Source organism: Bullifex porci (genome assembly GCF_009695635.1).
In the GTDB taxonomy this organism is placed as follows: Bacteria; Spirochaetota; Spirochaetia; order Sphaerochaetales; family Sphaerochaetaceae; genus Bullifex; species Bullifex porci.
The window spans coordinates 139,427-151,389 of record NZ_VUNN01000003.1; the positions used below are offsets into that span (position 1 = coordinate 139,427).

The following is an 11,963-nucleotide window of genomic DNA, read 5'->3' on the forward strand; positions in this document are numbered from 1 at the left end:
CTTTAATGCTATTTATTGCTCTCAAGCTCAAATACTACATCAACCTCGGCACTTACGCTTATTTTTGAAAAATGATAATCACTCTCTACAACAGCATCTTCCATAGCTAATGATTTTGCTGCAGTACTATTTACAGGAATTGCATAGCGACTACCATCAAAACCCTTCTCAGTAATTGATATAACTCTACCGCTCTTTAAACTTTGGTTAGCACTATAGTCATCAGCTCTCTTTCTTGCATCATCTGTTGCAAGCTTTCTAGCTAAAGAGAGGTACTCACTCTTTTTAGAGGAGTCTAAATTAATATTTGAGATATTAATTCCACTTACCTCTGTTAAATCATCGAAGATAGAAGAGATTAAAGGAAGATTTCTTATTGTTACTTCAATGCTTTGGCTAGCCTTTTGACCAATTAGTACCTGCTTTCCATCGATCCAGGAATACTCAGGGTAAACACTCATATTTGTAGTCTTGATATCATTTTTATCTATTTTGTACTCATCCTTTAAAATAGATAATACAGCTGCAAGCTTTATATTAACGTTTTCCTGGGCCTCCTTAGTAGTCTCACCACGTTCATTTACTCCAATTGATAGAGTTGCCATATCAGGATCTATTTCAAGCTCACACCTTCCAGATACCATAATTTGGCTATCAACCTTAGTTGTACTACATGATGTAAATGCTAACAAAACTAAAAGTAAAACAGAAAGAAACTTCAACTAAAAACCTCCACGTCTCCTTTCTTCCTTCATCAAGAGCCCTGTAGCAGCCATCATTAATGCGTTATCAGATAGGTTTGTACCCATCTCATTTATCACATCCTCAAGTGGAAGAGAAAGAATATCTATCTCCTCATTTTGATCAAGGCTTTGGCCACTAACCTTACTTAGCTCCTCTGCGAGGAAGAAGTATTGTCTATTAGACATAAATGCATTATTAGGAGAGAGGTTACCAAGTAAGGTAACTCTTCCAGCTTCTAACCCTGTTTCCTCTAATAGCTCTCTCTTTGCAGCAGTTAAAGCATCCTCATCCTTCTCAACTAAGCCAGCAGGAAACTCCCTAGTAACACTATCAGAGCCATGACGATATTGCTGCTCGACTATTACTCTAACAACTCCATCCTCATCCTTGTAAATTGGGATAATAACAACCCACTCAGGACAGTCGAGTGTGATAAAATCGCCAACTCTTCCATCCTGGCTTACGCGTCTTACCTTACTTACCTCAAATATTGGACACTTGAAAATTTTTTCAGGCTTTTCACTTGCCCAATATAGGTGCATAGTATCGATATTAGGGTCACTTATAAAGGTATCTTTTTTAATCATTTCTTCCTCGAAGCACAGTTTGAGGTACACCCTGCACAAGAACTAGGAGAGCATTGTGGAGTACCAATAAAAGAGGTATCTCTACCTGTAGAGCAAGCAGTACCAAAGTTAATCTTTCTAGCAATCTCAAGTAAAGCATCTCTAGATGGATGAGTATTACCATCCTTCATAAAGTCTTCTCCCTCATCCTCTGCCTTTCTTAAATCGACCTCCATTGGGACTCTACCTAAGAAAGGAACGTGCATATCCTGACACATCTTTTGGCCACCACCAATTCCAAATACTGGGATCTCAGTTTTACACTCAGGACAGACAAGACCTGACATATTCTCAATAACGCCAATAATTGCAACACCCATTCTTCTTGAAAAACCCACAGATCTTCTAGCATCTAAGACTGCAACACTTTGTGGTGTTGTTACTATTATTGTACCTGTTAGCTCTGGGATAGACTGACAGACAGTAAGCTGCTCATCACCTGTTCCTGGAGGTGAGTCAATTAAAAGATAATCAAGAGTACCCCACTCTACATCTGCTAAGAACTGTCTAATAGCACTATTTTTCATGCTACCTCTCCAAATAATTGGAGCATCAGGATCAGGAATTGCAAATGCTAAGGAAACTACCTTTAGCCCCTCTCTAGGCTCAACTGGATATAATACCTTTCCATCTGGGGAGCCTAGTACACCATCCTCGCAGCCAAGCATCTTAGCAACGTTTGGTCCATGAATATCTGTATCTAAAATACCGACAGTACATCCCATATCAACAAGAGCATTAGCAAGATTTACAGTAACTGTAGTCTTACCAACACCACCCTTACCAGACATAATCAAAATCTTACGAGAGATTTGATCCATATTCTTTCTTATTGCCTGTGTTTGAAGCTCATACTCATCGAGCTCTTCATTTTCCATAGTTATTTCTTCTCCTTAGAGTCACTATTAATATTTATCGGAAGGATGATATCATCCATTCTATCTGAATTAACTTCTTCATTACGCTTTGCTCTTCTTCTACTAATTCCCTTCTTAAGAGCCTGCTTTTCCTTATACTCTCTTACATATGATTTTCCCGATGAGAGTATAACTGCAATTGGCTTTAAGGATGGGATAACCAAACAAACAATTTGGATAATAGACATAATTGGAACAGCCAAGAACATTCCAGCAATACCCCAAATATAGCCCCAGAAGGAAAGGGAAATAAGAATCATTAGTGGGGAAATATTCAATTGAACACCTTGAATTCTTGGGTCTATGATATTACCAAGTACCATCTCAATAGAAATTGTTAAAAGAGCTACATATAAAATCATAACCCAATCAGGAGTAAATTGAATTACAGCCATCAAAATAGTCATACCTGTAACTACAATTGAACCAATAGTTGGGATAAAGTTCAAAATAAAGGCTAAGAAGCCCCAAAGCAGAGCAAAGTCAAGGCCAGTTACTAATGAAGTTAAGTAAAAGCATACTCCAGTTGCAAGACTGATAATCGTCTTTAATGTTAGATATTTTGCAATTTGCTTATTAATCTTTCCAAGTAAGGCTGAAAGCTTTTGCCCCTTCTCATTATCTAGAGCTACAGATACCTTTGGTAAAAAGGTTGATCTCTCAAAGAGGAGGAACATTAAAGTAATTAGGATAATCATTACATCTGAAAGCAATGATAAAACTCTTGATGAAATACTAGTAAGCCAACCCATTAAAAGGGAGTACCAATCAACATTTAAGGAACCAATAAAAGAAAAGTTCTCAGGAACATCATCTAGATACTTAACTGCATATTGACTCAGTAGCATATCTACAGCCTTAACTCTTTCGGCGTAGTATGGGAGCTTTGCTATAAGCATATTTACCATTATACCCATAAAATAGCCAACTACTAGAAAAATAGAGACTACTAAAACCATTATTAAAATAATTGATATAGCATTAGGAATCTTTAATTTTGCGAATTTTTCCATTAAAGGATTTATAAAGGCAAAGAGAAATAGAGCAAAAGCAACAGGGAGTGTTACCTCAGAGGTTGCTTTCAAAACAAATAAGACAAGTATGACAATACCTAAAACTAAAACTGTCCTAATTTGTTTTAGGTAAGAGGAACTCATTTCTTCTTTCATAGTAATGAGTTTAAAACACAAGACAAAAAGTCTCAAGGTATGTATTATTGGTTTAATGGAAAAGCAAAGATATCTAGATAGAATTAATATAGTATTAGTCGATACTCAGGACGGAGCAAACATAGGCTCTGTCTGTAGAGCTATGAAAACTATGGGTATTACAGACCTCTCTTTAGTTACAAAGAGAAGCTATGATGATAATAGAGTAAGAACACTTGCCCTACATGCATCAGATATTTGGGAAAATGCAAAATACTTTTCTTCTCTTGAGGAGGCCTTAAAGGATAGTATTTTTGCAGTTGGTGCTACTAGAAGAAGAGGAAAGCATAGGAAATTATCAGCATACTCTCCTGAGCAATTAGCAGACCATTTACTAACTCTACCAGATGGAAAGGTTTCTATAGTCTTTGGTAGAGAATCTGATGGACTTAGAGATGATGAGGTGTCACTTTGTAGCTCAATAGTAACTATCCCAACAAGCGATGCTTTTCCATCACTAAATTTATCTCAAGCAGTTCAAATTATTACATATACTCTATTTCAAAGAGCTCAAGAGTATCCTGCCGGAAAGAGTGCTGTTACTCGTGATAGAATAGAAAAGGCAAGCATTGAGGCTTGTGAGCACCTATCTAATATTGGATATTTTAAATGGGATGAGGAGAAAAGGTGGCTAAATCAATTCTTTAAGGATACACTTGAAAAAGCAGGTCTCCAGGAAGGAGAGATGCAGCTCTTTGATAAGCTATTTAGAAAAATAGAGAAAATTAAAATCCACAAGGATGAAAAAAATGAATGAAAAGAATTTCTTAAATCCACTTCCACGTGTTGTTGCACATCGTGGGGATAGCATTAACTATCCAGAAAATACTCTTCCTGCATTTTTATCTGCAGTTAAGATGAATATAGATATTGTAGAAACAGATGTACATCTTACTAAGGATGGTGTGCTAGTAATTTGGCACGACCCTACCTTAGAGAGAAATACAAATGGTAGTGGTACTTTAGAGAGTCATACCTTAGCTGAGCTAAAGCAGCTAGATGCAGGCTATACATTTACAAAGGATGGTGGTAAGACCTTCCCTTTCCGTGGTAAGGGTGTTCAAATATGTACTCTCTCTGAAGCATTAGAGGCATGTCCAGAGCAACGCTTTAATATCGATTTAAAGAGTAAGGAGCCAGAAATAGTAGATGTATTTATCGATACTATTAGAAAGCATAAGGCAGAAAATAGAGTTTGTGGAGCATCGTTTCATCTATCAAATTTAAAGGCTCTTAGAGCAAAGGCTCCAGATATCTTAACCTCTATTACAACTCTTGAAGTAATTCCTCTACTTTTAAAGCAAAAGCTACACATCCTTCCAAAGAGCTTTAAAAGGAAGATTATTTTCCAAATTCCAAAGGAGCAATGGGGAATTAAGGTTGTCACACCAGACTTTGTTAAGCAGATGAAGAAAAGAGATGCTATAATTATGGTTTGGACAATAAATGATGAAAAAACTATGAGAGAGCTTTTCTCAATGGGTGTCGATTCTGTTATGACAGATGACCCAGAATTAGTTATTAAAGTTGCAAAGGAGATGAATATTCGTGAAAAGTGATGTTTACTTTACTAACCTAAGAACAGGCTTTAACAACTCTCTACTTGATAAGCTAGAGAGACTGATGACTAAGGCAGGTATTTCAAATATCGATTTTAAGGATAAATATGTTGCTATTAAAATGCACTTTGGAGAGCCAGGTAACCTTGCATTCCTTAGACCAAACTGGGCTAAATGTGTTGCATCAAAGGTTAAGGAGCTGGGTGGAAAGCCTTTCTTAACAGATTGTAATACTCTCTATGTTGGCGGAAGAAAGAATGCTTTAGACCACCTTCTAACTGCAGAGGAAAATGGCTTTAGCTACATCTCAACAGGGTGTCAAATTATCATTGGTGATGGACTTAAGGGTAGCGATGATATCGAGGTCCCAGTTGAAGACGGAAAGTACATTAAGAGTGCTAAAATCGGAAGAGCGATCATGGATGCAGATGTATTTATCTCCCTTAACCACTTTAAGGGCCATGAAGGAACAGGCTTTGGCGGTGCATTAAAAAATATCGGTATGGGATGTGGCTCTAGACGCGGTAAGATGGAGATGCACGTCTCAGGAAAGCCAAATGTTAATTTAGATAAGTGTATCGGCTGTGGTATGTGTACAAAGATATGTGCTCACCAGGCTCCAATAATTAAGGATAGAAAGTGTACTATCGACCATGAACGCTGTGTTGGCTGTGGAAGATGTATCGCAATATGTCCTAAGGATGCAATACAGGAAGGAACCTCTCACTCAAATGAAATTCTAAATTGCAGAATGATGGAGTATGCTAAAGGTGTTCTTTCAGGTCGTGATTGCTTCCATATCTCAATTGCAATTGATATTTCACCTAATTGTGATTGCCATGGTGAAAATGATATGCCAATTATTCCAAATATTGGACTCTTTGCTTCCTTTGATCCAGTTGCATTAGACCAAGCATGTGCTGATATGGCAAATAAGATGCCAGAAAACCCTAATTCAATGCTCAGTGAAGCAAAAAAATGTCACCATGACCACTTTGATGATATCCACCCAGATACCTCATGGAAGCAGGGTCTTGAATATGCTGAGTCTATCGGATTAGGAACAAGACAATATAATTTAATCGAAGTTAAATGACAGATAAACAAAAAGATGATGCACTTTCCTTTGCTAATAAATTGGCAGAGGAAAGTGATGAAAAAAAAGTAAATGAAGCCATAAGTAAGGTCGATAAGTTTAAAGATAACAAGGTAATTAAGGGCCTTTGGGATAATATACTTATATTAATCGAGATAATAAAATCTCCACTCTTTCAAAGAACTGTATCTATTGGTGCTATTGCAGCTATTTTATATCTAGTCTCTCCAATTGATATAATACCAGATATTATATTAGGAGTAGGACTCCTTGATGATGCCTTTATTATCTCAACTATGGTTGCTGGGGTTGTAAAGAATATAAAAAAGGATCCAATTAAGGCTATTAGATTTATCGACTCTCTACCATCTCACCTTAAGGATACAGCAGCAAAGCTATTTGGTGTTACTGCTGGTGCTATTGCAGGCTACAAGGCAGGAGAGGTAGCAGGAGATTACCTAAAAACTCATAACATAGAAAAGACATTAGAAAATGTTGTAAAGGAAAATAAAACCCTCGATGAGATTTTATTTGAGCAAAAGAATGAAATAGCTTCTCTTGCAACAGCCTTCTTAGCTAAGGAAATGAGGAAGAGCATTAGAGAGTCCTTTAAAAAGAGAATTACAAAGAGTCTTTTAGTACTTAGCTTCACACTACTCGCTGTTGTTCTTACTCTTGTTCCTCTATTTGGAAATGCATCTAAATATGTTGCATCCTTCTTCTTACTTGCAGGATATCTATTAACAGCTGTTTTAATAGTTTCAGCTCTAAAAAAATTTATTCCATATATTATTTCGATAATAAAGCAAAAAAGCATTATTAAAGGAATAGAAGCAAAATTATTAGCTGAATATGAAATTCTTCAAAGAGGAAAAGAGGTTCTATATAGGATTTCAGAGAAGCTTAATATTAATATTGCTCTTTCTTCAGAGGATTTAAAGAAGCTAGCAAAGTATCTCTTAAAGAGCTTTTATCAAGAAATATTACTCTATATCTTAGGCTCAGCTATGATAGTAATTGCCTTTATGGCAATTAGAGTTGGAGTTACAACCTCAAGTGTTGCTTTTACTCCATTGAAGCTTCTTTTATTCCCATTCTTTGTATAAATAATTAGGACTGCCAAGAGGCAGTCCCATAAAGCTCTTAGAGAATTTTCTCTACATCAAGATTTGTTGACTCAATATCTTTAAAATATTTATATGTATCAACCTTAAGCTCTCCACAAGCTGGCTCATCACATACGATTAATGCATTTGGATGCATCTGAAGCGCAGAACAGGTCCAAGCCTGAGAAACAGAGCCCTCAATAGTTGCCTGTAAGGCTCTAGCCTTGCTATGACCATTAACTAATACTACAACCTCACGGCTATCAGTAACTGTCTGAACACCAACTGTTAAAGCTGTATTAGGAACCTTGTTGATATCTCCACCAAAGAAACGAGAGTTCATAACCTTTGTATCATAGGTTAAGGTCTTTTGACGTGTTCTTGAGCTAAGAGAGCTAAATGGCTCATTAAAAGCAATGTGACCATCAGCACCAATACCACCTAAGAAAAGATCAATACCACCATAGGACTTAATCTTCTCTTCATAACGAGCACATTCTGCTTTAACATCCTCAGCATTACCATTTAACATATTAATATTCTCAGCAGGAATATCAATGTGGTTAAAGAAATTCTCATGCATAAATGTCCAATATGACTGCTCATGGTCTCTAGGAAGACCTACATATTCATCCATGTTAAAGGTAATAACATTCTTAAAAGAAATATATCCAGCCTTATTAAGTCTAATAAGCTCCTTATAGGTTCCAATTGGGGAGGATCCTGTTGGAAGACCTAAAATAAAAGGTCTATCACTAACCTTCTGATGATCCTTTATTGTCTTTGCGATATGTCTAGCAGCCCAAAGTGAAAGCTTTTCATAATCGTTTTGAATAATAACACGCATAGTTTTTCTCCTTCTATGGTATCTTACCATGAAAGAGTAATAGACACAATTAAATTAAGAAATGCAAGAAAATATAAAAGCCACAGTATTTAGCTGTGACTTAATATTATTAACAATCAATAATTCCACCTGCAATAAGTACATCGTTATCATAAACAACAGCACTTTGACCACAGGTTGCAGCCTTTACATATGAGAGGAATTTAACCACAAAGCCATCCTCTGTCTTAATTACATGTGCTGCATCACCATTACTTGCAGAGCGAATTTTTACTGTATAAATTTTATCCTCTTCAAAATCTGTGCGTGAAACGTAGTTAACATTCTTTACATTCACTTGTGTTTGATGAGTCTCCTCGTCATAGCCAACGACAACCTGGTTTTTAACGCTATCGAGAGCAATAACATATAGAGGTCTAGGAGCAGCAATACCAAGCCCCTTTCTTTGACCTATTGTATAGTGCCAAAAGCCATTGTGGTGACCAAGAACCTTACCTTCGCTATTTACAATATCACCAACCTTATCTTCAACCCCTAGTAAATCAGAGTAATCTCCACCATAGAAGTCTTGGCTCTCATCCATATCCTCTCTATGAAAGCCCATCTTTACATCAATCTTTCTAACCTCACTCTTCTTTAAATCCCCAAGTGGAAAGAGTGTTCTAGCTAGCTGCTCTTGAGTTAATCGATATAAGAAATATGATTGATCCTTTTTTGCATCTGCAGCCTTATGCAATTCATAGCGATCACTATCCTTGTTATAGATAATCTTTGCATAGTGTCCAGTTGCAAAGTAATCAAAATCTATTCCAGAGGCTTTTGCAAAATCTACTAGGGCACCAAACTTTATCTTTGCATTACACCAAACACAAGGGTTTGGAGTACGACCATGCATATATTCAAATCTAAAATTCTCTAATACTGTACTTTCATATATATCTGAGCAATCTAAGACTCTATATTCAATACCGAGCTTTCTACAAAACTCTGCAATTTCCTCTTTATCTTCAGCCTCAGCTGGTGAGTAGCAGCTATTTGCACTAACTGGAGCTGGGTATGGTGAATCCTTTTTCCAAATTAACATAGTAACACCAGTTACATCATGTCCAGCCTGCTTTAATAAATATGCACTAACGCAGGAATCTATTCCACCTGAGAGTCCAACAAGTACCTTCATACAATTCTCCTAAGTAAAAGTCTATAAAATAGTTTAACCCTCCTGCAAGTGGGGTAATTGCATGAGCTTATCCATTTCAAAAAGTACTCCATTTACCATAGTAGCAATAGATGTATTATTAACTCCAATTACTATATTGCTACATAGGTTAACTGGGATTAATAATCTTTTTGCTCGACTTTTCCCTACCGCCTTTGCCATCTTTGGTGTTACCTCTCCAAAGAGAGAGTTAGCAACAACAATACCAACTGGACCAATTATTACATCGGCATCCTTTACATTAACCTTTAAAGGGTTTTCACCTGTTGCAGAAATATCTGCACCAGCCTTAAGCATAGCTTGGGTGGCAACAGCATTAGTTCCAATAGCAACAACTGAAATAGCATCATTGTATTTTCCCTTTAATGCTGAAATTACTTGCTTTCCAAGGCCACCACCTTGTCCATCGATTACTACTACCTTCATAGGCTAATCATAGCAAAAAGAAAAGGCCGTGAAAATCACGGCCCTTTGAAAGCTTATGGTTAAAAAGATTATTTCTTTTCAGCCTTTTTCTTTTCTTCATATTTCTTCTTGAGATCATCAGAAACACTCTGTGGAACCTTACCATACTTAGCAACTTCCATTGTGAATTCTGCTTTACCCTGAGAGAGAGAACGAAGAACTGTTGAATAACCAAACATCTCTGAGAGTGGTACTTCAGCAATAACCTGACACTGGTTGTTATCCTCTGTTGAGCTTATGATCATACCTCTTCTCTGGTTGATAGAACCGAAGATATTACCCTGGAACTCAGATGGACCTTCAACCTCTACCTTCATGATAGGCTCAAGAATAGCTGGCTTAGCCTTCTCATATGCATCACGGAATGCACCAATAGCTGCAGTCTGGAATGCCATATCTGAAGAGTCTACTGGGTGCCAAGCACCATCGTTAACAACACATCTTACACCTACTACTGGGAATCCAATCTGGGTACCCTTCTTCATAGCTGTCTGGAAGCCCTTATCACAAGATGGGATATACTCTGTAGGAATAGCACCACCCTTAACTTCATCAACGAATTCGTAGTCCTTAACCTCTTCACCATCAACCTGAACGATTGGTTCGATGTAACCAGCAACACGAGCATACTGACCAGAACCACCAGTCTGCTTCTTGTGAGTGAAGTTAAAGTCTGCTCTCTGTGTGATAGCTTCTCTATATGCTACCTCTGGCTGACCAACCTCTACCTCTGCCTTATACTCTCTCTTCATTCTTTCGATATATACATCGAGGTGGAGCTCACCCATACCCTTGATGATTGTCTGAGATGATTCAGGATCAACATAGGTCTGGAATGTTGGGTCTTCCTTAGTAAATCTGTTAAGAGCCTTAGCCATGTTATCAGCAGCCTTCTTATCAACTGGCTTAATAGCAAGAGAAATAACTGGCTTTGGTACATACATACTTGTCATTGAGTAGTTAATTCCAGGAGCACAGAATGTATCACCTGAAGCACAATCAATACCAAAGAGTGCAGCGATTTCACCACATCCAGCTTCGTTGATATCTTCCATTGTAGAAGCGTGCATCTTTACGAGACGACCAACACGGAACTTCTTTCTTGATCTTGTATTGAAAAGTTCATCACCCTTCTTAATCTTACCCTGATAGATACGGATATAAGTAAGCTGACCAAACTGTCCATCCTCAAGCTTGAATGCAAGGATTACTGGAGGAAGAGTTTCATCTGAAGGAAGCTCAATTTCCTTTTCACCATCATCAAGGTCAAGTGCAAAGTTATGAACATCTGTTGGATTTGGAAGATAGTCGATAACACCATCGAGGAGCTTCTGAATACCCTTATTCTTATAAGCAGAACCCATAAATACAGGAACTAAGCGAAGTGCAATAGTTTCTTCACGAACAACCTTCTTAATAAGATCAGTTGTTACTGCATCCTCGAGCATAGCCTCCATGAGCTCTTCTGAGTTCATTGAGATTGTATCTAAGAGCTCTTCTCTCTTGCTCTGAGCCTCATCAAGGAGCTCTGCAGGAATTTCTGCTTCTCTGATACCCTTACCATCTTCACCTGCATCGAAGTAATAAGCCTTCATCTCAACAAGGTCAACAACACCCTGGAGCTTATCTTCGAGACCAATAGGAATCTGCATAAGTACAGCATTAAGACCGAGCTTCTCACAAAGCTGATCCTTAACACGATAAGGATTTGCGCCAGAACGGTCACACTTATTTACGAATGCGATACGTGGTACATGATATCTCTTCATCTGGCGGTCAACTGTGATTGACTGTGACTGTACACCACCAACGGAACAAAGAACGAGGATAGCACCATCAAGAACTCTGAGAGAGCGTTCTACTTCAATGGTAAAGTCAACGTGACCCGGAGTATCGATGACGTTAATTTCATGACCCTTCCAGTATACGTTTGTAGCAGCAGATGCAATTGTAATACCTCTTTCTCTTTCGAGCTCCATAGAGTCCATAGTGGCACCTACGCCATCCTTACCTTTAACATCGTGGATTGCGTGAATCTTGTTACAATAATAAAGGATACGTTCACTGAGAGTAGTCTTACCTGAGTCGATATGAGCACTAATACCAATGTTTCTCATATCCTGAAGGTTGTTTGCCATAATATAAAACCTCTTATAATAAAAATCACTGTTTAGAATAT

General features: G+C 37.6%; 12 protein-coding genes. 4 read left to right on the forward strand and 8 right to left on the reverse strand.

The annotated features are described in order from the left end of the window. Nucleotides 1-8: 8 nt before the first annotated feature. Genes FYJ80_RS02880 through FYJ80_RS02895 form a run of 4 tightly spaced genes read right to left on the reverse strand, consistent with a single transcriptional unit; the run spans nucleotide 9 to nucleotide 3,456 of the window. Nucleotides 9-722 carry an SIMPL domain-containing protein gene (locus FYJ80_RS02880; RefSeq protein WP_154424619.1) on the reverse strand — a complete coding sequence of 238 codons (714 nt, stop codon included), beginning with the start codon at nucleotides 720-722 and terminating at the stop codon, nucleotides 9-11. Then, complete coding sequence (locus FYJ80_RS02885) at nucleotides 723-1,331, reverse strand: NUDIX hydrolase (protein WP_154424620.1); 609 nt, start codon at nucleotides 1,329-1,331, stop codon at nucleotides 723-725. After that, nucleotides 1,328-2,248 carry an Mrp/NBP35 family ATP-binding protein gene (locus FYJ80_RS02890; protein ID WP_154424621.1) on the reverse strand — a complete coding sequence of 307 codons (921 nt, stop codon included), beginning with the start codon at nucleotides 2,246-2,248 and terminating at the stop codon, nucleotides 1,328-1,330. The genes FYJ80_RS02885 and FYJ80_RS02890 overlap by 4 nt, the downstream gene beginning before the upstream one ends. 2 nt (nucleotides 2,249-2,250) lie before the next feature. Continuing rightward, nucleotides 2,251-3,456 carry an AI-2E family transporter gene (locus tag FYJ80_RS02895; RefSeq protein ID WP_154424622.1) on the reverse strand — a complete coding sequence of 402 codons (1,206 nt, stop codon included), beginning with the start codon at nucleotides 3,454-3,456 and terminating at the stop codon, nucleotides 2,251-2,253. Nucleotides 3,457-3,511: 55 nt separating this feature from the next. Between FYJ80_RS02895 and FYJ80_RS02900 the strand changes: the two genes are divergently transcribed. The 4 genes from FYJ80_RS02900 to FYJ80_RS02915 are packed head-to-tail and all read left to right on the forward strand — an operon-like array spanning nucleotide 3,512 to nucleotide 7,256. Then, nucleotides 3,512-4,252 carry an RNA methyltransferase gene (locus FYJ80_RS02900; protein ID WP_154424623.1) on the forward strand — a complete coding sequence of 247 codons (741 nt, stop codon included), beginning with the start codon at nucleotides 3,512-3,514 and terminating at the stop codon, nucleotides 4,250-4,252. After that, nucleotides 4,245-5,054, forward strand: a complete 810-nt coding sequence (locus FYJ80_RS02905) for a glycerophosphodiester phosphodiesterase (RefSeq protein ID WP_154424624.1) — start codon at nucleotides 4,245-4,247, stop codon at nucleotides 5,052-5,054. Before FYJ80_RS02900 ends, FYJ80_RS02905 begins: the two co-directional genes overlap by 8 nt. Continuing rightward, nucleotides 5,044-6,150, forward strand: coding sequence for a DUF362 domain-containing protein (locus FYJ80_RS02910; RefSeq protein WP_276984757.1), 1,107 nt, complete (start codon nucleotides 5,044-5,046; stop codon nucleotides 6,148-6,150). Before FYJ80_RS02905 ends, FYJ80_RS02910 begins: the two co-directional genes overlap by 11 nt. Beyond that, complete coding sequence (locus FYJ80_RS02915; RefSeq protein WP_154424625.1) at nucleotides 6,147-7,256, forward strand: DUF1232 domain-containing protein; 1,110 nt, start codon at nucleotides 6,147-6,149, stop codon at nucleotides 7,254-7,256. Before FYJ80_RS02910 ends, FYJ80_RS02915 begins: the two co-directional genes overlap by 4 nt. Before the next feature lie 37 nt (nucleotides 7,257-7,293). Here FYJ80_RS02915 and nagB read toward each other — a convergent pair whose 3' ends face one another. From nagB to fusA, 4 genes are all read right to left on the reverse strand, one after another. Continuing rightward, nucleotides 7,294-8,103, reverse strand: a complete 810-nt coding sequence (gene nagB, locus FYJ80_RS02920) for a glucosamine-6-phosphate deaminase (RefSeq protein WP_154424626.1) — start codon at nucleotides 8,101-8,103, stop codon at nucleotides 7,294-7,296. Nucleotides 8,104-8,212: 109 nt separating this feature from the next. After that, complete coding sequence (mnmA, locus tag FYJ80_RS02925; protein WP_154424627.1) at nucleotides 8,213-9,280, reverse strand: tRNA 2-thiouridine(34) synthase MnmA; 1,068 nt, start codon at nucleotides 9,278-9,280, stop codon at nucleotides 8,213-8,215. A gap of 33 nt (nucleotides 9,281-9,313) precedes the next feature. After that, on the reverse strand, nucleotides 9,314-9,745 hold the full coding sequence (locus tag FYJ80_RS02930; RefSeq protein ID WP_154424628.1) for a DUF3842 family protein: 432 nt from the start codon (nucleotides 9,743-9,745) through the stop codon (nucleotides 9,314-9,316). A gap of 68 nt (nucleotides 9,746-9,813) precedes the next feature. Continuing rightward, on the reverse strand, nucleotides 9,814-11,922 hold the full coding sequence (gene fusA, locus FYJ80_RS02935) for an elongation factor G (protein WP_154424629.1): 2,109 nt from the start codon (nucleotides 11,920-11,922) through the stop codon (nucleotides 9,814-9,816). Nucleotides 11,923-11,963: the final 41 nt, after the last annotated feature.